Annotated in this window: 18 protein-coding genes; 8 read left to right on the forward strand and 10 right to left on the reverse strand. The window is 57.7% G+C overall.

Annotation, left to right across the window (positions count from 1 at the left end; all coding sequences use genetic code 11):
* Window positions 1-58: 58 nt before the first annotated feature.
* The 8 genes from GOX21_RS08920 to GOX21_RS08955 all read left to right on the forward strand — a co-directional run bounded on the left by GOX21_RS08920 (window position 59) and on the right by GOX21_RS08955 (window position 9,963).
* The gene (locus GOX21_RS08920; protein WP_170361731.1) at window positions 59-865 is read left to right on the forward strand and encodes an IclR family transcriptional regulator; all 807 of its coding nucleotides are present in this window, start codon (window positions 59-61) and stop codon (window positions 863-865) included.
* Window positions 862-1,920 carry an ABC transporter ATP-binding protein gene (locus GOX21_RS08925; protein WP_170377075.1) on the forward strand — a complete coding sequence of 353 codons (1,059 nt, stop codon included), beginning with the start codon at window positions 862-864 and terminating at the stop codon, window positions 1,918-1,920. Before GOX21_RS08920 ends, GOX21_RS08925 begins: the two co-directional genes overlap by 4 nt.
* Before the next feature lie 159 nt (window positions 1,921-2,079).
* The gene (locus GOX21_RS08930) at window positions 2,080-3,039 is read left to right on the forward strand and encodes a dihydrodipicolinate synthase family protein (RefSeq protein WP_170361729.1); all 960 of its coding nucleotides are present in this window, start codon (window positions 2,080-2,082) and stop codon (window positions 3,037-3,039) included.
* Complete coding sequence (locus tag GOX21_RS08935) at window positions 3,030-3,962, forward strand: proline racemase family protein (RefSeq protein ID WP_170377077.1); 933 nt, start codon at window positions 3,030-3,032, stop codon at window positions 3,960-3,962. Before GOX21_RS08930 ends, GOX21_RS08935 begins: the two co-directional genes overlap by 10 nt.
* Window positions 3,959-5,197, forward strand: a complete 1,239-nt coding sequence (locus GOX21_RS08940) for an NAD(P)/FAD-dependent oxidoreductase (protein ID WP_170377079.1) — start codon at window positions 3,959-3,961, stop codon at window positions 5,195-5,197. Before GOX21_RS08935 ends, GOX21_RS08940 begins: the two co-directional genes overlap by 4 nt.
* Window positions 5,198-5,206: 9 nt before the next feature.
* Window positions 5,207-6,232, forward strand: coding sequence for a trans-3-hydroxy-L-proline dehydratase (locus GOX21_RS08945; RefSeq protein ID WP_170377081.1), 1,026 nt, complete (start codon window positions 5,207-5,209; stop codon window positions 6,230-6,232).
* Window positions 6,233-6,551: 319 nt separating this feature from the next.
* A complete protein-coding gene (locus GOX21_RS08950) occupies window positions 6,552-7,505 on the forward strand; it encodes a tetratricopeptide repeat protein (RefSeq protein WP_254428511.1) in 954 nt (317 codons plus the stop codon).
* Window positions 7,506-7,749: 244 nt separating this feature from the next.
* On the forward strand, window positions 7,750-9,963 hold the full coding sequence (locus GOX21_RS08955; protein ID WP_170377085.1) for an NADP-dependent isocitrate dehydrogenase: 2,214 nt from the start codon (window positions 7,750-7,752) through the stop codon (window positions 9,961-9,963).
* Window positions 9,964-10,248: 285 nt separating this feature from the next.
* On the opposite strand, the gene GOX21_RS08960 is transcribed toward GOX21_RS08955, so the two are convergent.
* From GOX21_RS08960 to GOX21_RS09005, 10 genes are all read right to left on the reverse strand, one after another.
* Complete coding sequence (locus GOX21_RS08960; protein ID WP_170349894.1) at window positions 10,249-11,355, reverse strand: transporter substrate-binding domain-containing protein; 1,107 nt, start codon at window positions 11,353-11,355, stop codon at window positions 10,249-10,251.
* A gap of 44 nt (window positions 11,356-11,399) precedes the next feature.
* Complete coding sequence (locus GOX21_RS08965) at window positions 11,400-12,662, reverse strand: substrate-binding periplasmic protein (protein ID WP_170349893.1); 1,263 nt, start codon at window positions 12,660-12,662, stop codon at window positions 11,400-11,402.
* A gap of 22 nt (window positions 12,663-12,684) precedes the next feature.
* Window positions 12,685-13,470 (reverse strand): PP2C family protein-serine/threonine phosphatase, encoded by a 786-nt coding sequence (locus GOX21_RS08970; protein WP_170361723.1) that lies wholly within the window; start codon window positions 13,468-13,470, stop codon window positions 12,685-12,687.
* Window positions 13,471-13,473: 3 nt separating this feature from the next.
* Window positions 13,474-14,505, reverse strand: a complete 1,032-nt coding sequence (locus GOX21_RS08975; RefSeq protein WP_170377087.1) for an FHA domain-containing protein — start codon at window positions 14,503-14,505, stop codon at window positions 13,474-13,476.
* 208 nt (window positions 14,506-14,713) lie between these two features.
* Window positions 14,714-16,882 carry a serine/threonine protein kinase gene (locus tag GOX21_RS08980; protein ID WP_170377089.1) on the reverse strand — a complete coding sequence of 723 codons (2,169 nt, stop codon included), beginning with the start codon at window positions 16,880-16,882 and terminating at the stop codon, window positions 14,714-14,716.
* Window positions 16,883-17,221: 339 nt separating this feature from the next.
* The gene (locus GOX21_RS08985) at window positions 17,222-18,508 is read right to left on the reverse strand and encodes a dynamin family protein (RefSeq protein ID WP_170377091.1); all 1,287 of its coding nucleotides are present in this window, start codon (window positions 18,506-18,508) and stop codon (window positions 17,222-17,224) included.
* Complete coding sequence (locus GOX21_RS08990; protein WP_170377093.1) at window positions 18,505-20,547, reverse strand: dynamin family protein; 2,043 nt, start codon at window positions 20,545-20,547, stop codon at window positions 18,505-18,507. The genes GOX21_RS08985 and GOX21_RS08990 overlap by 4 nt, the downstream gene beginning before the upstream one ends.
* Window positions 20,548-20,614: 67 nt before the next feature.
* Window positions 20,615-21,487: a hypothetical protein gene (locus GOX21_RS08995; RefSeq protein WP_170377095.1), complete on the reverse strand. Its 873-nt coding sequence runs from the start codon at window positions 21,485-21,487 to the stop codon at window positions 20,615-20,617.
* A gap of 24 nt (window positions 21,488-21,511) precedes the next feature.
* The gene (locus tag GOX21_RS09000) at window positions 21,512-21,913 is read right to left on the reverse strand and encodes a hypothetical protein (RefSeq protein WP_170377097.1); all 402 of its coding nucleotides are present in this window, start codon (window positions 21,911-21,913) and stop codon (window positions 21,512-21,514) included.
* Window positions 21,914-21,935: 22 nt separating this feature from the next.
* Window positions 21,936-23,675, reverse strand: a complete 1,740-nt coding sequence (locus GOX21_RS09005) for a dynamin family protein (RefSeq protein WP_170377099.1) — start codon at window positions 23,673-23,675, stop codon at window positions 21,936-21,938.
* Window positions 23,676-23,677 lie beyond the last annotated feature (2 nt).

Consider the following 23,677-nt stretch of genomic DNA (forward strand, 5'->3'; position numbering starts at 1 on the left):
GTCTTGTCAAGACCCTCGTGAAGATGGCGATGGGTCAATAGGAGGAGAACACACGCCAGTGGCAGGTGACGGAACAATAGGAAAAGCATGTGAGGTGCTGGATCAGGTGGCGGCTTTTGCGCGCCCGGTCCGATTTGCGGAACTATTGGAGAGCAGCGATTTCCCCAAGGCTACGCTCTATCGGTTTCTGCAAACGCTGACCAATCAGGGCATGTTGTCATATGACCCTGATCGGCAAACCTATACGCCCGGTTTGCGGCTGGTGCGGCTTGCGCATTCGGCCTGGACACAAAGCTCATTGGCGCCGATAGCGCGGCCGTTTCTGGATGCTTTGAGCGCAGAGACTGGGGAAACGGTGCATCTGGCGCAGCTGGATGCCAGTCAGGTTCTGTACGTCGACAAGCGCAACGCCGCGCAACCGATCGAGATGTATTCGCAGGCGGGCAAGGTCGGCCCGGCCTATTGTACCGGCGTCGGTAAGGCGATGATGGCGTATTTGGATGAGGTCGCGCTGGAGCGCGCCGTTTCTCAGCAGAGCTATCACCGATTCACGGATAAAACCCTGACCTCTGAGGCGGCGCTACGCGCTGACCTCGACCTGATCCGCAGTCGCGGCTATGCCATCGACGATGAAGAACACGAGCCGGGCATTATTTGCATCGCTTGTCCGATTCTGACGTCGGGCGGGCGGATGCTGGGGGCAATTTCGGTCACCGGATCGACCGAGCGGATGAATTTCGAACAATTGGAAACCTGGGTTCCCCGTGTTCGCCGAGTGGCCGAACAGATCGGAGCCGAAGCACAGGCCTGGCGGTTCCCCGAGACCCGCCAAAGCGCCGACAACAACAGGATGCAAGCGACATGACCGGAGTGACTCTGAACCAGGCGATCAAGCGATATGGCGAGACGCAGGTAATCCACGGTATTGATCTGGACATCGAAGATGGTGAGTTTTGTGTTTTCGTTGGCCCCTCTGGCTGCGGCAAATCCACTTTGCTGCGCATGATCGCGGGGCTTGAAGAGACGACCGAGGGTCAGATTAATATTGGTGCGCGTGACGTAACCCATATGGATCCGGCCAAGCGTGGCGTGGCGATGGTGTTTCAGACCTACGCTCTGTATCCGCATATGACTGTGGCCGAGAACATGGGCTTTGGTCTGCGTATGAACGGGGTGGCCAAATCCGAGATCGACCAAAAGGTTGAGCAGGCGTCGAATATCCTGAAACTGGATCAGTACCTCAAACGCAAGCCCAAGGCCCTGTCTGGTGGTCAGCGACAGCGGGTTGCCATTGGCCGCGCCATCGTTCGGGGACCCGAGGTGTTTTTGTTCGACGAACCTCTGTCTAACCTCGACGCTGAACTGCGTGTCGAGATGCGGGTCGAAATCGCGCGGCTGCACAATGAGATCGGCGCAACGATGATTTATGTGACCCATGATCAGGTCGAGGCGATGACCATGGCCGACAAGATCGTGGTATTGCGGGACGGCCGGATTGAGCAGGTCGGCGCGCCGATGGATCTGTATCGCGACCCGGACAACCGCTTTGTTGCTGGGTTCATCGGCTCGCCCGCGATGAATTTTCTGGAGTGTGATTTTGCGGACGGTAAAGTCTCGCATCCCGCCCTTAGCGCACCGTTGAAGGTGACGGCCAATGTACCTGCGGGACTGAACAAGGTGACCCTGGGCATCCGTCCCGAACATATCGAAGTTGATCGTGCAGCCGAAACCTGCGCCGTTGATCTGACCGAAGCGCTTGGTGGGGTAAGTTATACCTATCTGTTGACCCCCAATGGCGACAAGCTGATCATTGAAGAGCGCGAAGACCAGCGCAGCAAGCAAGGGGAGCGTATCGGTATCACCGTGCGGTCAGATCGAGCAATGCTATTCGATCCTGAAACCGGGCAACGGTTCCGGTAATCGCAAAATCCTGAGTGAAGCAAAACGCACCGGTCTCTGTGATCTGGTGCGTTTTCGTCAGCCGCAAATTTTCTGGATTTTGTATCCAATATCCGTTATGGCGAGTCAAAAGGGTGAATTCAACCCGCCTCTACGTTGCCTATTGGAAGGAAAACTTCGATGACGACCAATGTTTTCACCGGCACCATGCCTGCTCTTATGACCCCCTGTAAGGCTGATCGCACACCTGATTTCGACGCGCTGGTGCGTAAGGGAAAGCAGATGATCGACGCGGGAATGTCAGCGGTGGTCTATTGCGGCTCGATGGGGGATTGGCCGTTGTTGACAGACGCACAGCGGATGGAGGGTGTTGAACGGTTGATCGATGCAGGGTTGCCCGTGGTGGTTGGGACCGGTGCCATCAATACAAAATCTGCTGTGGCCCATGCGGCCCATGCGCAAAAGGTTGGGGCGGTTGGCCTGATGGTAATCCCGCGCGTGTTGTCGCGTGGCAGCTCTCCGGCAGCGCAAAAGAACCATTTCCAGGCGATCCTGACCGCCGCGCCGGATGTGCCCGCGATCATCTACAACAGCCCGTATTACGGATTCGCCACGCGGGCAGACCTGTTTTTTGCCCTGCGCTCCGAGCATCCAAACCTAATCGGATTCAAGGAATTCGGCGGCAAGGAAGATCTGCGTTATGCGGCCGAAAACATCACCAGTCAGGATGATCAGGTCACCCTGATGGTCGGCGTGGATACCGAGGTTTATCATGGCTTTGTCAATTGCGGCGCGACGGGCTCGATCACCGGGATAGGCACCGCCTTGCCGCGTGAGGCATTGTTGCTGGCCGGGTTGTCCAAAAAGGCGGCCCAAGGCCATGCCGAGGCCCGCCAGCGCGCGCGAGAGCTGACCGAGGCGATCCATGTGCTGTCCAGCTTTGACGAAGGCCCTGACCTGGTGCTGTATTACAAGCATCTTCTGGTGCTGAACGGGGAACAGGAATACCGTCTGCACTTCAATGAAACGGACGAGTTGACAGATGCGCAGCGCAACTATTGCGAACAGCAATATGACCTATTCCGCACATGGTTCGCCGACTGGTCCAAACAGGGCGGAGTAATCGCTGAATGCATGTGATCGACAGCCACACCGGGGGCGAACCCACACGGGTTATCCTAAGTGGCGCACCCGATTTGGGTTCCGGCCCGTTGGGCGAACGCGCCCACCGGTTGGCGACAGACCATGAGGAGTTCTATCGCTCGATCATGTTAGAGCCGCGCGGCCAGCCTGCCATGGTTGGCGCGCTGCTGGTCGAGCCGGTTGATCCGACCTGTGTGACTGGCGTGATCTATTTTGACGTGGATGCCGTGCTGGGCATGTGCGGTCACGGAACCATCGGGCTAACCGTCACGTTGGCCCATCTGGGGCGGATCGGTGTTGGACAACATCGCATTGAAACGCCTGCTGGGATCGTAACGGTCGACCTGCACGACGCCAACACTGTCACCGTCACGAATATCGAAAGCCGCCGGGTGCATCGCGGGGTGACGCTGGATGTGCCGGGTTATGGCGCGGTGACCGGCGATGTGGCTTATGGCGGCAACTGGTTCTTTATCGTTGATCCCAGCCCTATACCGGTGGAAACTGAAAATATCCCTCAGCTGACCGATATGACCGTTGCGATCCGAGAGGCCTCGATTGCGCAAAGGATTGGCGGAGAACAGGGTGAACCGATCGATCATGTGATCTTTCAGGGCGCCTCGGATGATCCGGCGGTCCATGGTCGCAACTTTGTGCTGTGCCCGGACGACAATTATGACCGGTCCCCCTGTGGCACCGGCAGTTCCGCGCGTCTGGCCTGTCTGGCCGCTGATGGGGTGCTGAAACCCGGCGAAGAGATTGTGCAACACAGCGTCATAGGCAGCGCCTATCACCTGTCCTATCAGCCCGGCACGAATGGTGGTGTCATCCCGTCGATAACCGGGCGGGCCCATATTATGGCCGAGGCGACGCTAATCTTTGGGGACAATGACCCCTTCAAGGCGGGCATTAACCTATGACCTCGCGGGTCGTCGTGATTGGCGCGGGGGTAATCGGCATCACAACCGCGCTTGAGTTGCAGCGCCGGGGCCATCGCGTTCTGGTTCTGGATCGTGAGGGTGTTGCAGCACAAGCCTCGGCCGGGAACGCAGGCGCATTTGCCTTTTCTGAGGTCGAACCTCTGGCAAAGCCAGGGATTATGCGCAAGGCACCTAAATGGCTTCTGGACCCGCTGGGGCCGCTGTCCGTACCACCTGCTTATGCACTGAAAATCGCGCCGTGGATGTACCGGTTTTGGCGGGCCAGCCGACCGGGACGGTATCAAGATCACCTGCGCGCGCAGGCGCGTCTGATGGACTTGTCCCGCGCGGCTTTGGACCGTTTGGTTACTTCGGTGAACGGCGAAGCGATGATGCGGCGTGACGGACAAATGCAGCTGTACGAAAGCGAGGCCGAGTTCCGCGCCAGCCTGCCCGAGTGGGAGCTGCGGCGCCAACATGGGATCGATTTCGAACTGCTGGACAGTCGCGAGGCACTTGCCGAAAAACAACCCGGCCTGAGCCCCCGTTTTACCCATGCAGGGTTCACGCCGAACTGGATGAACACTGTCGACCCAAAGAAATGGGTTGCGCATCTGGCCCAGACTTTTCGCGATCGTGGAGGGCAGATTGAAATTCATGACACGCGCGGACTGACTGCTGATGAAGGCGGCGTGCAGATCGCTTTGCCAGATGATGAAATCAAGGCGGCCAAGGTGGTTCTGTGTGCCGGCGCATGGTCGCATCACCTTGCGCGGACACTGGGCGACGCGATTCCGCTTGAGACTGAACGTGGCTACAACACTACCCTTCCTGCCGGTGCGTTTGACCTGCGTATGCATCTGACATTTGCGGGCCACGGGTTTGTCGCCACACGAATCAATGGCGGTGTTCGGATCGGCGGAGCGGTTGAATTGGGTGGGCTGACCCTTCCGCCGAATTACAAACGAGCGGACGCGTTGCTGAAAAAAGCGGTGCAATTCCTGCCCGGATTGAACACCGATGGGGGATCGCAGTGGATGGGGTTCCGCCCATCCCTGCCAGACAGTCTGCCGGTGATCGGAGCCTCGCCGAACGCGCCGGACGTCATTTATGCCTTTGGCCACGGTCATCTGGGTCTGACGCAATCGGCAGGAACGGCTGAATTAGTCGGAGCTTTGATTGACGGGCAACCTTCTCAGATTTCCCTAACCCCTTTTTCCGCCACCCGGTTCTAAGGACAAGACATGCGCAGCATCAAAACCATCCACGTGATTTCGGCCCATGCAGAAGGTGAGGTGGGGGATGTCATCGTCGGCGGGGTCCAGCCACCGCCCGGAGAAACCCTGTGGGATCAGCGCGCGTTCATCGCCCAGGATCAGACTCTGCGCAATTTTGTATTGAACGAACCCCGCGGCGGCGTGTTTCGCCATGTCAATCTGTTAGTGCCACCCAAACACCCCGAGGCGGACGCCGCCTTTATCATCATGGAGCCCGAAGACACGCCGCCCATGTCGGGATCGAACTCGATCTGCGTGTTGACGGTGCTGCTTGATAGTGGGATCATCCCGATGCAGGAACCCGAAACCTATATGACGCTTGAGGCGCCGGGCGGATTGGTCCGGGTCCGCGCAGAATGCCGGGACGGCAAGGCCCAGCGTATTAACGTGCAGAACTTGCCAAGTTTCGCCGACAAAATCGCAGTACCGTTGGAGGTTCCCGGCGTTGGTACGTTGACCGTGGACACGGCCTATGGCGGCGACAGCTTTGTGGTGGTCGACGCCGCCGCACTTGGGATCGAGATTGTTGAAAATGAGGCCCGCGATATTGCGCGCATGGGTGTGGCGATCACGAATGCCGCCAACGAACAGCTTGGCTTTGCCCATCCCGAGAACCCGGATTGGAACCACATCTCATTCTGCGCCTTTTGTGGCCCGCTTGAGGTCACCGAAACCGGCCTGACGGGCAAGTCCGCTGTGGCCATCCAGCCGGGCAAGGTCGACCGATCACCCACCGGTACGGCCGTATCGGCGCGTATGGCGTTGATGGCTGCAAAGGGGCAGATGACGGCCGGGCAGACGTTCGATGCAGTTTCGATCATCGGTTCTCACTTTAAAGGCCGGATCGTTGAAGAAACCCGGGTCGGTGACCGAACGGCGATTATCCCCGAGATCAGCGGCCGCGGCTGGATCACCGGCACCCATCAGCACATGCTGGACCCAGACGACCCCTGGCCTGAGGGATACAGGTTGAGCGACACGTGGGGCGTGTGATCAATCACCGCGGTTGCGCGTGTGGTTTTTATGGCTCACTTACAGCAGGTTGACGGTTAAGGCATCTTGAGAATGGGCCGGGGATAACCACCTAAAGGTGAGTATCTCTGACCCAAAGGAGCCTAGATGCATATACGCCTTGCTGCCCTGATCATTGTGATTGCTGCTTTCGTTTAATTCACCTTCCAGATTGGAAGCGAAATACACGCAGCTGACCGCAACATGTCTAGGCAACAATGGCAGTACGGCTACGGTTGTTTCGGCATGTACGGCATTGATAGAGGTCGATGGGCTCACTCCGGATCAGAGAAATGAACTGATGAAGGCACGGGGGTGGGCCTATTACTGCGGTCGGCGTTACGCTGAGGCCATTTCCAACTATGATGCGGCTTTGGCCCTGCGACCGAACGATGCGACCTCGCATCTAAGACGCGGCATGGCGTTGGACGCACAGGGAAATTTCGATGCGGCTGAAACAGAGTATGCCAAAACGCTGCAAATTGATCCGAACAACATCAATGCCTTGCTTGAAAAGTCGAAAATTGACGAAAAACATGGGCGTCTTGAAGACGCTGCCCAAGGTCATAAACGGGTGCTCGAGATAAAGCCGGACAGCAGCAAAAGCGGTTATGCGGTTGCACGCTTACTAAATCGTATTGACGGGAAAGATGGGGTAAAGGCGTTTTTGGATCAGGCTTCAACGCGTTGGCCGGAACAGGCTTGGGTTCACAATGTGCGAGTTTACTATCACCTTGGCTACACAGGGGACCTCTCGCGCGCATTGGAGGCAGTGTCAGAGGTTGATCGTTTGACTTCGGATGTAGAAGGGGTGTTGCTGATGCAAGCAACTATCCACCTTACAATTGGAGATGAAGAGCAGGGGATAGAATACGTTCAGAGACTTGCTGCGTACATGAATGAAAGCGATGAGCATTTAAAAGGAATATTCACTAAAAGATGGTTCTACGCGGCTATTAACTGGCATTTGTGGAAGGACAAAAGAGAAGCGTTGTGGCGCGGTCATCTTTTTGCGGTTATGGGTCGCCCGGATTTGGCGACACCAGAATTAGAGAGTGCTTTACCAACGCTTGCGTACAAAGGCCGAAAAGCGGTCTTGGACATGTTTAGCAAGCGAGGGGTGTCAGTTGCGCCACAAGCTTATGCTGGGTCGACTAAACATCTGAACGAAGCGGTTGCAGACTACGTTATACAAGCCGGGAAGTTGTTGGAGAACCTCAGCTTTCGCTCGGAAAATGCGACATCAGGTAACTAGAGAAAGTGATTGCCGGCTCAAGTTTAGCATTTTCCAGCTCGTATAGCCCTGTAATCTTACGACCCGTGTCAATTTGCGCCCCCACTAGACGATTGATCCCAAGGCAAACCTGATTTAAGGGAGACCCTGTCAAATCAGAGTCACCATTGGGGCGCTTGGATTCCCGCGCCCCAGTACCAGCCACGCAGATGTGGCGCTACTCTTGGATCGCACGCCCCGAAAGGCTGAAAAAAGGTAAAAGAATATGGCAGAAAAATCGAACTTCGATATATTGTATACCATTGTAGACGAAGCGCCCGAGCTGGCCAGCGCGTCCTTCCTGCCCATCATTCGCAAATTCGCCGGCGCCGCGGGTGTCAGTGTTGGAACCAAGGATATTTCGCTGGCAGGACGTATTCTTTCGACCTTCCCCGAAAACCTGACCGACGAACAGCGCATCACCGATGATCTGGCCGCGTTGGGTGAGCTGGTGAAAACGCCCGAGGCCAACGTGATCAAGCTGCCGAACATCTCGGCCTCGGTCCCGCAATTGGTTGCGGCCATCGAAGAACTGCAATCGCAGGGCTATGATATCCCGAACTACCCCGAAGAGCCTTCGACCGAAGAGGAAAAGGCGATCCGCGCGCGGTATGACGCGATCAAGGGTTCGGCCGTGAACCCGGTTCTGCGCGAAGGCAACAGCGATCGTCGCGCCGCAAAGGCCGTCAAGAATTATGCCCAGAAAAACCCGCATTCGATGGGAGAATGGGCCGCTGACAGCAAGACCAAAGTGTCGTCGATGTCCGGCAATGACTTCTATGCCAACGAAAAATCGGCCACCATCACCGCGGCACAAGCGGGCGATGCAAAGATCGAATTCGTCGGTAAAGACGGCAGCGTGACTGTCCTGAAAGACGGCTGGCCGCTGGACGAAGGCACCGTGGCGGACGCCACCTTTATGTCGGTCAAAGCCCTGTCTGCCTTCCTGACCGAAGCCATTGAGGACACCAAGAAAGACGGCACCATGTTCTCGCTTCATATGAAGGCGACCATGATGAAAGTGTCGGACCCGATCATCTTTGGCTATGCCGTCAAAGCCTGGTTGGCGCCGGTGTTCGAAAAATACGGCGCTGAGCTGGATGCTTTGGGTGTGAACCCGAACTCGGGCCTGGGTGATCTGCTGGACCGCGTCAAAGGCGACGCCGAGATCGTCGCCGCCATTGACGCCCTGAAAGCTGATCGTCCGTCCATGTACATGGTCGACAGCGACAAGGGCATTACCAACCTGCACGTACCGTCGGATGTGATCATCGACGCCTCGATGCCCGCAGTGATCCGCGCGGGCGGCAAGGGTTGGGATGAGACTGGTGCCAAGGGCGACACCAACTGTGTGATCCCTGACCGCTGCTATGCCGGTGTTTATGATGAGGCGATCAACTTCTTCAAAGCCAATGGCGCGCTGAACCCGGCCACAGCCGGTGCTGTCGCCAACGTTGGCCTGATGGCGCAGAAAGCCGAAGAATACGGCTCGCATCCGACCACGTTCGAAGCGCCTGCTGATGGCGTGATCCGCATCGTGCTGGCTAACGGTGACGTCCTGCTGTCACATGAGGTTGAGGCTGGCGATATCTGGCGCGCTTGCACCGTCAAGAAAGCTCCGATCGAAAACTGGATTCAGCTGGCATTGGACCGCCAGCGTCTGACAGGTTCCGAGGCGATCTTCTGGCTGGACGCAAACCGCGCCCACGATGCAGAGCTGATCAAATACGTCAAACCGGCGCTTGAGGCCGCTGGCGTGGCGGATAAGTTCCTGATCATGGCCCCGCGCGAAGCGACCCAGCAAAGCTTGCAAACGATCACCGCTGGCAAGGATTCGATCGCCATCACCGGCAATGTGTTGCGGGATTACCTGACGGACTTGTTCCCGATCCTGGAACTAGGCACCTCGGCCAAGATGCTGTCTATCGTCAAGCTGATGAACGGCGGTGGCCTGTTTGAAACCGGTGCTGGTGGCTCGGCTCCGAAACACGTGCAGCAGCTGGTTGAGGAAAACCACCTGCGTTGGGACTCGATGGGTGAGTTCTGCGCGTTGGGTGAATCGCTGAACTTCCTGGCCGATAGCAAAGGCAACGCCAAGGCAGGTGTTCTGGGTGCGGCAGCCGAGGCCGCAACGCAAGGCATTTTGGACAACAATAAATCGCCCAGCCGTAAGGTTGGCCAGCCCGACAACCGCGACAGCCACTATTGGTTTGCGCGCTATTGGGCCGAGGCACTGGCGGCACAGTCCGACGATGCAGACCTTGCGGCCGAATTTGCGCCGATCGCCAAAGAGCTGGCCGAAAAGGAAGGTCAGATCCTGGGTGAACTGGCCGCCGCGCAAGGCGCGCCTGCCGATCTTGGTGGCTACTATCACACCGACCCGGCCAAGGCCGCCGCTGTGATGCGCCCCAGCGCAACATTGAATGCGATCATCGGCTGATCGCCGAAAGTCACGCCTTTAGCCGTGGCTTTTTCGCTGAAAAATGGAGATCAAAATAGAAAAAAGGGCCGACCCCCAAAAGTCGGCCCTTTTTTGAGTGAGTGGGGAGGCTGCGCCTCTCCGGTTTAGTTGATTTCAGAATATCACTCTGAGCTATTCCGGGTATTAGGGGATTCCCGTAGGCTCCGCATTTGAACCCCAAGAAATTGACCGAATAACGGTACCAGAAACCAAAAAAAGGCCGGTCCTAAGACCGGCCCTAAGGGTTTCAGGTGAACTAAAAGATCAGTTCGACGCTGCGTTCAGCTTTTCGTTCTGCTCACGCAGGGTATCCGAGATGATCGCGTACCACTCGCCGGACTCACGCATCTCAATCAGGCCTTTGTTCATCATCGCAATGTATTCGCGTGCGAACGGGTTGGTGCGGTGCGCGAGGAAGCTCATCGAGGACAAGGTGGATACATATGGGTTTTCAACGATGTCAGCCGAGGTCAAGCCCATGTCATTCATTGTCGATGCGAACAGATCCACTTCGAATGCCGCCACATCTGCGGTGCCGGTCAATACGGCATCCAGACACTCACGGGCTGTATTGGGCTGGACCACGGTTGTGTTGTTGTGGTTCAAGCCTTGCTCTTCAAGCACCACCATGCTCCAGCCTGCCATGCGGCAGATGGTCGAGCCTTCAAGGTCCTTGAAAGAAGTCGCGCTTGCATAGTCGCTTTCTGGCAGTGTGAAGAAGCCACCCACGATGTCATAGACCGGGACCGATGCGACAAACTGCGTGCAGCGTGCTTCGGTAGCTTCAGACCACTCATACGAGCGGTTAGTGCAGTCCGGAACGGTCCATGCAATCGAGATGTCAAACGCCCCAAGCGGCAACAGGGTGTCCAGGTGCGAGCTCCAGTCATCAACAAAGCTGACCGAGTATTCGCGCTGGTTGCCCGCACGCTGAAGGCTGGTTGTTGCCAGACGGGTCATAATACCGCCACCGTTGAGAGTTTCAGTTGTAAATGGCTCCCATCCGTTGCCCGCGACCATCTTGATCGGCGGAGCATAGACATTCGAACGCTTGACGCTTGCCGCACGCTGTTCCTCGGCCGCAATAACTTCCTGAGCGGATTGACCGTTCGGCAGGCTGCCGTCTTCACAAGGCAGCGCAAGAACCAGACCAGGGGCCAGATCGTTCGGGTTGGTGATCAGGTTGCGGTTCGCGTTAAAGATCGGCTGATAGTTCGACGTGCCATAGGCTGCGATGGCGATGGTGGCCATCGTGTCGCCATCCGCGACGGTATAGTTGGTGCAGGCTTCTTGTGCGGCGGCGGCTCCGGCGCTCAGGGCGGTGACGGCTGTTGCCGACAGCGCGACTTTCTTCAGGTTGAATTCAAACATGTCCACTTCCTCCAGACTTTTTAGTTGTCAGGCCGGTTGAGGCCTTAGCCATTTTCCATTTGATGACGCAGAGCGGTCGAAACGATGTCACGCCATTCGCCAGATTGCTGCATGATTGCCAGACCCTGGTTGAGCGTCTCAAGGATCGCTTCCCCATCCGGATTATCTTTGTGGGTCATGACGTTAAGCGACTTGATCGCCGCCAGGTTGGGGTTTTCGAGAATGCGATGCTCATAGCCCAGGCGGCTGATTGCACCGACGGCCAAGTGAGCTTCGATCGCGACGATGTCGGCGGTGCCTTCCATAACCGCGTGAAAGCAATCATCCGGTGACACCGGGCGCATCAGCGTGATCGCCGGTTCATAAAGACCCACTGCATCCATATGCGACAGTGACCAACCCTCGGGGCGGCAGATCGTGGTGCCCGCAAAATCGGCATAGGTCAGCGTCTGTTCATAGCCCGAGCCTTCGCGGGCAAAGAAGGTGTCCACAACCTCATAGAACGGGTTCGAGAAATTGTAAGTCTCGCACCGCGCGCGGTCATTTTCCGAGAGGGCTTCGGCCGTTTCGCAATTGGGGCGCGACCAGGGGAAGGTGCCGTCAAAGGCCAGTGTCGGCATCAGCAGGTCCAGATGCGAGGACCAGTCGTTGACGAACTGGATCTTGTAGGCCTGCTCGGGTGCGGCCCGAAGCATCGCGGTTTCCACCAGATTTGTATAAAGGCCGCGATGGGGCAGGGCCTCATCTGTGAACGGCGCATAGTTGCCGCCGGTGATCAGCAGCAACTGGCGATCCCGAATATCGGGGCGGATCCCGCCATCCGCGTCGCGGATCAGTGCGGCACCCTCGGCGCGGGCGGCTTCGATTTCTTCGCGGGCCGCGGCTTTGGCTGCAACCACCGCGTCCTCGCTTGTCTTTTTGGCTTCGGCCTCGGCTTCTGCTACGCGGGCTTCGGCCTCGGCTATTGCTTTAGCTGCCCGCTTTTCGGCTGCTGCGACCAGTTCGGCTGCCATCTCGGCTGCCATGGCTTCTGCTTCCGTTTGCGGAACTTCCCGCGCACGCCCGATATCTTCCAGACAGGGCAGGGTCAGTACGTCGCCCACGCGGATGATATTCGGGTTGTTGCCGATCACGTCGCGGTTGGCGTCAAAGATGATGCGGAAATCCTCGGTCGAATAAACATTGATCGTCAATTCGCGCAGGCTGTCGCCTGATTGGATTTCGTAGGTTGAGCACGCCTCTTGCGCCGAGGCGGCTCCGGCCGCGGCAGCAAGTGCCAGGCTGGATATGAACAGATGGGTTTTCATGGGTCCTGTATCTTTGCCTTGGTTAGTTTCTTGTTAATTTCACAACACCGATCGAGGCATTGTCCTGATCGGGGTCAAACTTGGCGTGAAGCGCCTGCAACAACGCTTCGGCGATGTCCTGCGCCCATGCATGCGCGTTGGCCTGCACAATGGTCTGAATTTCCGCGTCACTGAGGAACTGCAGCCCGTCACTGCCCAGGATCAACACGTCTGCTGCAGTCAGGTGCAGCGGCTCTTCCGGGCAATCGACCTTGGGGATTTCGGCTCCCATGACCACTGATGTCAGTTGGTTGCGATCCGGGTGAACCTGCGCTTCAGCCTCTGTCAGAGTGCCTTGGGCCACCTGCGCGTCAATGACCGGAGCCATGGAGTGATCTTCGTTGATCTGGCGCAGCACCCCGTCGCGGAACAGGTACAACGGGCTGTCGCCGATCGAAATCCAGAACACGCGCTGTTCCAGCAACAGCACCCCCAAAAGGGTAGACCCCATGTTGAGGCCCTCGCCGTTTTCCTCGCAGCGCGCGGCAATTGCGGCATTGGCTTGCATGGCAGCCAAGGGCAACGCGTCGATTATCGCGCTTTCGGTCGGGGTATTGCTCTCAAGCTCAGCGTCCAGGGCCTCGCGCCAGGCGGCAATCACAAGTTCCGAGGCGACTTCGCCTGCCGCATGACCACCCATGCCGTCGGCGACGACAACATAGCTGGCATTGGCCGCATCGAACATGCGCGCCGCGATCGCGTCTTCCTGCGAGTCGCGCTGACCCTGTTCCAGGATCAGAGCAATGTCATATGCCGGTTGCGCCAGCATCTATTAAGCATCCCGCCAGTCAAAGCCGTCATCGCAAAAGGCGGCAAATCGAACTGAGGTTTCGCTGATCCGGATCAGGTCGCCACTGGACAGCGCAACAGTACTCAGCACCGGTTTGCCGTTCAGACGGACCAGGTTGGCTTTGCCGCCGTGACCCAGATAGCATTTGCGGTCTTCGGGATCATAGGCGATCACCGCATGATTGCTGCGTGAAATGCCGGTGTCGCCAAAGTCCAGTTGAATAGCCTGATCGTCGTTGCGGCCAATCTGCATCAGCCCCTCAGTCAGGGTGATGCAGGATCCACGACCCGGTCCGGCGGTTACGACCAGCCAACCCACAGGGAAGGTTTCCTGCGCAGTCTCGGTCTTGGCTACCGGTTCTGCGCTTTCGATCATCTCCTGAACGTGCGTGTCGGCGCGTTCAAAACCAAGGAACGTGGTCTTGACGCGGCCACGGCGGTCCTCGGAGGCGGGCGCTTGAACCGGCTGAGGCAGTTCCGGTGTAATTTCTGGTTCAGGCGCGATTTCAGCGACTGGTTCGGGTTGCGCAGGTTCAACCGGCTCGGGCTGAGCGGTCTCAAGTGTTTCAACAACAACCTCAAGAATGGCCTCTTCCTGCGGTTCCTCGGCCTGTGCGGGTTCTTCCGTCTCGACCTCTTCGTCGGTGGCGATGTGCAGGGTTACAACCGGCTCTTCTGGTTCGGGCTGGGTTTCGGGTGTTTCGAAGATGTTATCCTCGGCCTCTTCGACCACTTCGGTCACCACGACGTCATCCGAGGCATCTTCTTCCGGCTCGTCGGAAAACTCGGGCATGTCCTTTTCGGGGATCAGTTCGTCAGCTTCTTCGTAGGATTCCGACGACATGTTGCCACCGGCCAGCGCGTTACGCAGTGCGTTGAAATCCGCAATCGGCTGGGGCTTTTCCGCCTCGGGCTCTGCGGCTTCTTCCGCGACCACTTCTACTTCGGTTTCTGCTTCTTTAGGTTTGCCGGCACCTTCGAGAAGCCGGCTGAGAGGGCTTTTATATTTGAACATGGTGTCGACACCTTTGCTTTTTGACACAGGGTTTTCGTCCTGCGGGGCTGCTACTCGCCTCTGCGCGCATCGGCACAACGGCACTTACATTTTGGAAATCAAACCAACTTTTATCTGCCGCGACGGGCCGGTCCCCGTCAGGGTGGCGGATTTCCAGGCACCACCCTTCGCTTTCACTTTGCGGCAGATCACTTTCGAACCGGTCAGATTACTCCTGCGCTAGCTGCATCACGGCCTCAGCTTCGGCACCGTTGCGCAGCACGGTCAGTCGGGCCTGCGTGAGATTGTCCGAAACCAGAGCTTCCAGCAGGGCATCCAGGCTTTCTTCTTCGTTCAGGATGGCCCCGGTTTGCGCTTCCGAGATTAGAACGTCACCAGTCCGAAGGCTTCCCGCCGTGTCGGTGGGGGTGGTTGTTACAGTCGCCTTCCAGCCCTGACCGTCTTCATTGCGGACGGTAAAGCCAATGCCGTTTTCCAAACCGATCACACGGATGGCAGGCAGGGCCAGCAAGCCGTTCTGGGCCAAGGTCTTGCCCAGCGGACGATAACGCGCGGTCACACGGATATACCCGTCAGGATCAACGGACAGATCATCCAGAACATGCGCGGCGAAGCTTGCGTTCTCGCGGATGGGTTTGCCATTTAGCGTATAGATCGCAGCGCCGCGCGTGACCCAATCGCCGATCACCGACATGTCTTGTGCCGGGTCAACACCGGTAACGGCGATGATGCTGCCGGTGGATACACGACGTCGCGAGAACTGGAACGGAATCTCGACATCCCAATGCGAGAAGGCAACTTGCGTTTCCGCAGGGGTTCCCGACGAAACCTCTGCGGGTGAAGGTTCGGCTGTCTGGGCTTGGGCCTCTTGTGTGTCAGCCGAGGGGGCCTGTGTCTGCTCGACAGGCTCTGGCGTCGGTTCTGCCGTAACGGGCGCCGGTTCAACTGGTTCCGGCGTAGGTTCGGTGTTGGCCACCTGCTCGACAGGGGCTTCGGTATCAGCAGTCTGCTCGACAGGTGCTGCCGTTTCAGTTTCGACCTGGGTTGTTGCTGGGGTGGTAGTCTCGGTCGTTGCGGGTTCGGCCACAACCGCAATGTCCTGTGCGGGTTCCGGTTTTTCGCTGGTCATCAGGAAGTATCCGCCCGCCGCCAGACCGGCCACAACAACGGCAATGCCCGCAACCAGTTTTCCGCTGCCGCCTGATCCACTTTTGACCACAGTGTCAACGGCGACGGCCGTGTCTTCCTTGGACGTGAACTTGGCCAGTTCATCGTCGTTTTTATCTTCGTTGCCCAGAGCCAGATCTGCGTTGCCAGCCAGCAGCGCGGTGACCACCGCCTCGGCGTTTTCGCTTTCGGCTTTGATCCGGGCTTTTTCAACCTCATCATCCTTACGGTCCATCGCAACGATGACGGAAACCGGACGATAGTCGAACGTATCGAACATCACGCCCGGACCGCGGAACATGCGCAACCAATCCAACGCGCTTTGCAGCCGGTCAGTGACGTGAACCTCCATCGCCTTGTCGATCGCTTCAAGGAACCCATCCGGGTAGCCTTTGAACTGTCCAGCCAACGGAGAGTATGGGTCGTCCTGGTCATTGTTGAATGCGTTCAGGCGGGTCTGACCATCAATTGGGCGTTCTCCGCTGATGGCGTGATACAGCGTGGCGGCCAGCACATAGAGATCACTGCTGGGGCCTTGATCGGCGCCACGCACATAGAATTCGTGGGGAGAATAACCGTCCTTGATAACCCGCAGGGTCAACAGAGCCGCGGATTGCTGTGCCGCTTGCTCGCGCGCGGCGCCAAAGTCGATCAGCACCGGATCGCCGTTCTCGTTGATCAGGATATTGTCGGGTGAGATATCCCGGTGCAGCATGCCGCTTTGGTGGATGAAGGACACCGCAGACAACATCCTTTCGGTCACCTGTACGATGAAATCCGGCCCGGCCTTGTTGTCGGAGTTCTCAACGTAATCCAACAGATCGCATCCCTTGATGAAATCCATCGCGATATAGGCGGTGTTGTTGTCTTCAAAGACCTGGTGGACGTCTACGATATTGGGATGCACCAGACGCGCGTGGTTGCGTGCCTCTTGAATGAACAAATCAATGATGGCGCGCAGATCGTCCTTGTGGTCAGGATCGGCGGGTTCGACCATGTCGCCATTGCGACGGCACAAGGCACTCGGAAAGCACTCTTTGATCACCACGTCACGCTCTAGGCTGTCGCGGGCCAAATAGGTGATCCCAAAGCCGCCATTGCTTAGGAAACGCAGGATTTCATACTGACCGCGCAGTAGTTTTGCGCCGGGTTGAAGTCCTTCAATTTTCGGTTCGTCGTGCGATGCACCGACCGCCTGGTTGTGGCTCATTTCTTTCCGCCCGTTCTGATCGTTTTGCGGTTTATTTAACTGGGCTAAATCGCCCTCGAACTCACAACCAAACACAACCGCAGGACACTTAAGACGGTTAGACGTTTCAAATTTGACTTTATTGGGGCCGCCTCATGGCTTCACTATGGACCGTTTTCAGATCAATACTACATATTGTATATCGGTGAAGCGGTGTCTCTAAATGTTGAAAATCAGCCTGCACAAAATGCAAGCTGATCGACTGTTTGTCTCCGCTTGGTCAACGGAGTCAGAAAGTTTTAGGTGCGATTCTGGGGCATTCGAATCGCTGTATCGCGACTCAATTTTAACGAGAAGTTATCAGGTTCCGGTTTTTGGTTGCGCCGAATCCACTCGGCTGCCTGCCCAGGCAAGGTTATCGCTGAGCTGTGCCAGAATGCTGATCGCGTCCTTCAAGGGGGCGTCACCGCTTTCAAATTGCAACAACAACAACAGGTCGGTGGCCTTTTCGAACTCGCCCGGGATCCAGTCGGCCGTGGGGTCGATTTCTCCCCCTTGCTCTAACCGTTCGGCGAAATCTTCGACGATTTCCTGGCACGAATGCAAAAAGGCCGACGGTTTGATATCCGACGATTCACGCAGGTCTTCGTAGATGCTGGCAATTGCGGCCAGCCAGTCCTCAAGGATCGGGTTTTCAAGCGGCGGCAGTGCGGATTCCAGCGTGGCATGCATCGAGGCAGTGTCGGCTGGCTGCGGCTCGGCCTCGGGCAGGTCCAGCGTTTCCAGAAAGGGCAGAAAGTCCTGTTTCAGGTCTGCCTGTGCGGCTTCAAGGTCAGCCAGACGGCGGGCGGATGCGATCTCTAAAACCTGTTCGGCCAGATTTTGGCCTCCACAAGTTTCCCACAGGGTATAATCGGGCTCGGGCTCCTGCGCCATGGCGCGGACGGCAACCGGCGTGCCAATAGGCACGACCGAGCGGAACAAATCGCCCTTTTCCTTGTTGAGCCGCGACAGAACCCGATCCAGTGCTTCGCTGACATGCGGCAGATCGGTGTGGGTGACGGCCAGCAGACTATTGGCGCGCAGCTCTTGCGGGACTTGTACCCACAGATGCCGTTCGGTTTCACGCCAGGCATTGGTCCCGTTGGTACACCAGATCGCACAATCGACGAATTTCAGCAGATCGAGCGTCTCTTTGTAATTGTCGTCCAGGGCGCCGGTTCCCGGCAGATCGAACAAAGAGATTTCCTGCAGGGCAGGGGTGTTCAGCCCAACCGAAATGAAATCGGGTTCATCCGCGGCTGCTTTTTCCAGAGCGATGCCGGAATAAATCTTGGGTTCACGATCCCACCAGCCCACGGTGGTTTCCGGAGTTTCGGAATAGGCGACGATAACCAGTGGCAATTTCAGGTGTTGTGGCCCGGTGGGCAGGATATCGGCCCCGGCCAACATGTTGGCAAGGCTGGACTTGCCAGCCCCGAATTCCCCGGCAAAACCGATGTTGACCGCGTTGGACAGCCGTTCGGCATGGGCCAGCGCTCTATCGCGCATATCGCCCAGTGCCTCATCGGCTGTCAGGTTTTCGGTCACGGTCAGAAAGCGTTCAAGTTGTCTTACTTCCTGTTCGGTTCCGGGAAATTCGATCATTCCGCCGCCTCTGCTAGTAATTTGTCTACGTCATCCGCGCCGAATACTGCGCTTAGTTCTGCCACGATGCGCTGTGCCTGATCAAAGGCCATTTGGGCCTCGGTGCGCTCATTGGTTTCACCGCTTCCAATGCGATGTTCAAGATGCCCGGCCAGCAAGGCCAGATAGTGATCCAAAACGGTGTTCAGGCGCTCCAACAAATCGCTGCGGGCGGTGTCTACCAGATCATCGCCGATCATCTCGAATTCCTGAACGATCATGCGTTCGGCGCGGGCGACAACGCTTTTGCGTGAAATCAGACGTGACAGCCAGCTGACCCGCAGTTCAACCGTAATGCCGCGGGTCAGAGCTGTGGTATCCGGGCGGAACCAGCGCACGGCACTGGTATTCATGCGGTTGTCGCTTGTGTCTTGCCAGCCGGGCAGGGCGCGCAAGGCGGCATTGCTTTGCATATCAATCGAGTACAATTCGCTCAGCATCCGCTGCCGCACCACTTGCGTGGCCCCTTGAACCAACTCGCGCATACGGTCGCGCAGCGGAGTGAAGTTCAGTTCGGTATCCCCACCCTTAGCAAGCAGGGGTGAGTCGCCGTTCGGTCCCCGAACCACAGCCGAGACAGACTCGGCCACGGTATCGTCCATGACCCCGCGCAGATTGGCCAGAACATCGTCCATGTCATTGACGATTTCCGAGGTTTTTTGCGTTACCAGTGTGCGCAGATCGGCGAGCGTCTTACTATTCTCGTCACCGCTGTCGGGGGCAGGGCTGATTTCCTCTTCGATGACGCGCAGATGGGCCTTGCTGCGCTCAAGCTCGCCATGGGCAAAACTGTTGAGGTGCTGCCAAGCCATCCGCAGCTGTTCATTGCGCGGTCCCTCGGTCAGCGCACTGGTCACGTGACGGCGCAGGTCTGGCAAGCCCGAAGCGATCATGGCGGCAAACCGCAAGACGCCTTCGCGGCTGATCGGGCCCGAGCCGCGTTTGATTTCTTCGACCCCGTCCAGATATTGCTTCATTTGTTCCGGATGCGCGCGCAGCCAGGCCAGGACTTCATCATGGTTGATACCTGTTTCGTCCCCGGTCAGCGCATAGTGCGCCCACTGGGCGCTGCCCATCAGCACATCGATATCCGAATTGCCAAGTGCTTTTTCCAGACCGTCCATCACATCGGCCCGGACCTTGCCCGCATCTTCGGCTCCACCGCCCAATTCGTCGACGCGGTTGATGAAGACTACGATCTGACCCAGTTCCAGCGCCTGCATCAGGCGGAACAGTTTCAGATCGGCGCGGGACAGGGCCTGATGCGCAGACAGAACCACAACAAAGAAGTCGGATTCCTTGAGGTATTGGCGCGAGATCTCCTCGCGGATCAAAAGCGGGTCGTTGACGCCCGGCGTGTCCGTCACCGTCAGCGGGAACGGGAAGTGGCCGATGTCGAAATAGACCTCGGCCTTGCGGGTGATGTCGCTGTAGAGACCACGATCTGATCCAGGGTCGTGCTCACCCTCTTCGGTCGGATCATCCCCGGCACAGACATAGCGCGCCAGATCGTCCGAATTCAGGTCATCCAGATCGTGATGCTGACCCAGCAGGTGTTTATAGCTTTCACCCAGACGCAGCTTGGCGCGGGTTTTCATCGCCTCGACCTGCTCTTCGATCATTTCGCGCTTATAGCTGTCCTCGTCATCGGGGAACATGTTGCGCAGCTCTTCGCCTTCGGCGATCAGCGCTTGCCACTGGCGGTTGTCGAAAAAGTGGAATTCGGCCCCTGCGGTGCGTCCCGATGGGTGGCCGAAATGCATATCGGTAATCACCGTCGTCCACGGGTTCACATCCGACGGCAGGTATTCGGCCTGCCCGGTGAAGCCGTTGATCAAACGGGATTTGCCGGCCTTGATCTGCCCGACAAAGGCAATCGAAGGTTTCAGATTCGTCAGGTCGCTGACAATTCGCGAAATGAACTGGCGGGTCTCTTCATTAGAGGTGCCGTTCATGTCATCGGCAATACGGATTAACTCGCGACGGTTGTTCTCACTCATAAACTTTACCCTGGTAACTTGTAATCACGGATAGAATTAGTCGAAAAATTGAATGTTTTGGCCGAAATCATCCGTCCGGCCTCTTTAGGTTGGTCCACAGATTGACGACGGCCCCCAGCTTGCGCGCCTCGTGTACGGCCATTGCCAGGTTTTTACCATCGTTCAGGATTGCCAGCCCGGCGTCTTTGCCACCCGAAGGGCGCATGACAATCAATTGCGGATGGTCCATCACGGCGGCGCTGTCGCCATTCCAACCAGCAAGATCGCGGGCAAAGCGGGCCAGCAGGTCAGAATCGGGGTGTAATGATCCATTTTCTTGGCAATCACCTGCCTTTTGCAGTGCTGCCCCGTCGGCCCCGGCTGCCAGAACACGCCCCTGTGCAAACCGCTCGGACCCGTCATAGAAACGCTGCGCAAGAGTGTCGTTTTCTTCGCTTTCCAAAGCTTCATCGGCGGATGCTATTTCGTCCGGGTTGGCATCCGCAACAATGGAAATAACCGGCTCTGTCGGCACTTCTATGTTTTCACAGGCGGTTTCGATCTCGCTGTAGGTTATGCCAACGTCATCCGCCTCAAGCGCCGTGTCTGGTTGCAGGGAAACAAGCTCAAGCGGAGCAGGAGCGCAGGCGATGTCAGTGACCAGCTGCGCCAGTTTGACGGCCAGATCCTCACGCGATTCTGTTTCGAAATCCGGTGCAATACCGGATTGCACGCGAAACACATCCGTCACCCGAGAGCTGTTGACCTCAATCGCCAGGCAATCGCCGTTGGCGGCGGTGAATTCCAACCGACGGGGCAGGATGGTGCCGCGAATGGTACGCAAAACCTTTTCGCGCCGCGCCTGGGCTGTTTCGCCTGGTACGGTCACCGCCGGATTCAGGCGGGCGACAGATGCGCGACCGATATTGTCGAGCAGATCAAGTATGTCCGTGTCCATCATGCCGTGACCCCCCTCTGGTCCGGTCTAAACTGCAGCCGCTACCGGCCCCAGGCTGAGATGCGATTTGGTCAACGCCAACCCGACATTGGCGCTGTTGTGACAGATGTAGCAGACCACGTGATCGGGATATTCCCGGGTCCGCAGAAAGATGTGCAGCCGATCGTTCGAAAACACCGCGATTTCCCCAAATCCCGGACTATCCGACTCTTCTGCTGTGGCCGAGCGCAACAATTCCTCAAAGGCTTTGACGCCGCGACCCTGAAACAGGTTAGTCACGGCAATGGCCAAAGTGTCCAGAACGTCCGCGCTGTCTGTGTCCAAGGTGTTGGTCGCCAGCAACATCCCCGTTTCCATATCGACATACCCGGCTGCAATGCAGTCGGGTATGGTGTCCATCGCGGTGTTCAATGCGGCTTCGATTGTCATCGCTTGCTACCTGCGCTTCGGGTCACAACACATGGAATTCCGCCCCGCCGTTTTTCGAAGCGTTCGGAACCGTATGCATCGAGCCCTTGGCCTGACGTGCGTAATGTTCGGCTGCGATCTGGTCGAATTCCTTGAGGAACGCGTCGAACACATTTTTCATGCCTTCAGCGTCGTCCGGCAAATCTTCATCCGCAGTGATGTCGCGCCACATGGATGCCGCGCTCAGCGGTTTTCCTGCCGGTACGTTCAGCAAATCTTCCAGTTTTTCGCCGGTTTTTGCGGCCGGGGTTGCCTCGTCAGGGGCAGCACCGTTGGACAGCGGCACAACTTGCATGTCCACAAGACCACTGGATTCGGGCTCGGGCTCATACTCATCATCTGCGCCTTTCGCCTGTTCCGCCAGCAAAGCCGTAATTGATGACACCGAGACATCGGCGCGACGGTCTTCCGGTGCGTGTTCGGCGTTCTCACCCTGCTCGGACGTGTCTGCCAACTCGTTTTCGGGCGAGGAAAGGATCGGGTCCGAAGCGGCCAGTTCTTCGGCAGGGCTGTCCACTTCGGGGTCAGACAACAGGTTGATATCGTCATCTTCGTCCAATTCGTCATCATCCAGCAGATCGAACGAGTCTTCCTCGTCGAAACCCCGCACGTGTTCGGACAGGTTCAGGCCGGTATCCGGTGTGTCGCGGAAAAAGGCGCGCAGCTCGTCCTCTTGGGCGTCCTGGGCGGGTTCAGCATCCTGCTTTTCCGCCACCATTTCGGCGCGCAGGCGCTCGGCCTCGGCCGCATCGATGCGTTCTTCCCGGTCGGTATCCTCGGCGCGGCGCTCGACACGCGTTGGACGAATTGGGAAGTTGGTGACCACTTCGTCTGCGCCACCCGCCTCGGATTCGGATACGGGGTCGACCAATTTCAACGGCGCCGGTTCGTCGGCCTGTTCTTCCTTTCGCTTGGGGCGAATTGGCTGAACGCGAAGGCCGCCTGACAGGCTGTTGTCGATCTGGTAGCGCGCCAGCATATCGGCGCGGTTGTCCATGATCTGTTCGGTGATTTCGAGGAAGCTGTCGACCATCTTGCCGCCACCGCTGCGGGCCCACAGCTCGGCGTCACCGCTTTTGTCCCGCGCCGTGATCGCGTCACGAGCCGAGAACAGGATCGATCTGTTAAACAGATGACCGGCTTCGCGGTTCACGCGGCGCAGCACTTTTTGGCGATCTTTCTGGCCCAACACATCTGCGCGGGTCACCAACAGCAGCGAGTTATGCTGCAACCGTTCGGGCAAAGACACCCACGTCGCCCGCTCGGTCTCGCGCCAGGCTTGGGTGGCATGAGTACACCACAGAACGCCATTGGCTTGCCCGACCGCGCGACGCCAGACATCGCTGGAAATTTTCGGGTCGGAAATGCCGGGGGTGTCGATCAGGTCCACCGCTTCCAGAATGTCGGATTCAAGGAAAATGCGAACGAACTGAACGTCGTTGACCCCTACGGTATCAAGCTGGTCCAGCGTAATGTTCTCGCGGCTACCATCATGGCGCTGCACATAGGCCGAACCTTTTCCCCAACTGAACCAGACGGGGGGCAGTTGCGTGGCCGTGACCTGCGTTGGCAGCGCGTGCGAGCGCAGCAAAAAGTTCATCAGCGTCGATTTTCCGGCACTGAACTCTCCCATCAGCGCAAAGATCGGTTTGCGCCGGGACCACTGCTCGATGCGTTCCCATGCCTTAGGAGAGACGAAGCGGGTTTGTGTGTCTTTTGCCATAT

This window comes from Ruegeria atlantica (genome assembly GCF_013032005.1).
Lineage (GTDB): Bacteria > Pseudomonadota > Alphaproteobacteria > Rhodobacterales > Rhodobacteraceae > Ruegeria > Ruegeria atlantica_A.

What these genes read in the sequence shown, in the direction of transcription:
- GOX21_RS08985 (WP_170377091.1), bottom strand. Translation starts at nt 18,508, where the DNA reads ATGATCGAATTTCCCGGAACCGAACAGGAAGTAAGACAACTTGAACGC.
- GOX21_RS08965 (WP_170349893.1), bottom strand. Translation starts at nt 12,662, where the DNA reads ATGAAAACCCATCTGTTCATATCCAGCCTGGCACTTGCTGCCGCGGCC.
- GOX21_RS09005 (WP_170377099.1), bottom strand. Translation starts at nt 23,675, where the DNA reads ATGGCAAAAGACACACAAACCCGCTTCGTCTCTCCTAAGGCATGGGAA.
- GOX21_RS08930 (WP_170361729.1), top strand. Translation starts at nt 2,080, where the DNA reads ATGACGACCAATGTTTTCACCGGCACCATGCCTGCTCTTATGACCCCC.
- GOX21_RS08995 (WP_170377095.1), bottom strand. Translation starts at nt 21,487, where the DNA reads ATGATGGACACGGACATACTTGATCTGCTCGACAATATCGGTCGCGCA.
- GOX21_RS08960 (WP_170349894.1), bottom strand. Translation starts at nt 11,355, where the DNA reads ATGTTTGAATTCAACCTGAAGAAAGTCGCGCTGTCGGCAACAGCCGTC.
- GOX21_RS08950 (WP_254428511.1), top strand. Translation starts at nt 6,552, where the DNA reads ATGAAGGCACGGGGGTGGGCCTATTACTGCGGTCGGCGTTACGCTGAG.
- GOX21_RS08970 (WP_170361723.1), bottom strand. Translation starts at nt 13,470, where the DNA reads ATGCTGGCGCAACCGGCATATGACATTGCTCTGATCCTGGAACAGGGT.
- GOX21_RS09000 (WP_170377097.1), bottom strand. Translation starts at nt 21,913, where the DNA reads ATGACAATCGAAGCCGCATTGAACACCGCGATGGACACCATACCCGAC.
- GOX21_RS08940 (WP_170377079.1), top strand. Translation starts at nt 3,959, where the DNA reads ATGACCTCGCGGGTCGTCGTGATTGGCGCGGGGGTAATCGGCATCACA.
- GOX21_RS08975 (WP_170377087.1), bottom strand. Translation starts at nt 14,505, where the DNA reads ATGTTCAAATATAAAAGCCCTCTCAGCCGGCTTCTCGAAGGTGCCGGC.
- GOX21_RS08980 (WP_170377089.1), bottom strand. Translation starts at nt 16,882, where the DNA reads ATGAGCCACAACCAGGCGGTCGGTGCATCGCACGACGAACCGAAAATT.
- GOX21_RS08935 (WP_170377077.1), top strand. Translation starts at nt 3,030, where the DNA reads ATGCATGTGATCGACAGCCACACCGGGGGCGAACCCACACGGGTTATC.
- GOX21_RS08945 (WP_170377081.1), top strand. Translation starts at nt 5,207, where the DNA reads ATGCGCAGCATCAAAACCATCCACGTGATTTCGGCCCATGCAGAAGGT.
- GOX21_RS08990 (WP_170377093.1), bottom strand. Translation starts at nt 20,547, where the DNA reads ATGAGTGAGAACAACCGTCGCGAGTTAATCCGTATTGCCGATGACATG.
- GOX21_RS08955 (WP_170377085.1), top strand. Translation starts at nt 7,750, where the DNA reads ATGGCAGAAAAATCGAACTTCGATATATTGTATACCATTGTAGACGAA.
- GOX21_RS08925 (WP_170377075.1), top strand. Translation starts at nt 862, where the DNA reads ATGACCGGAGTGACTCTGAACCAGGCGATCAAGCGATATGGCGAGACG.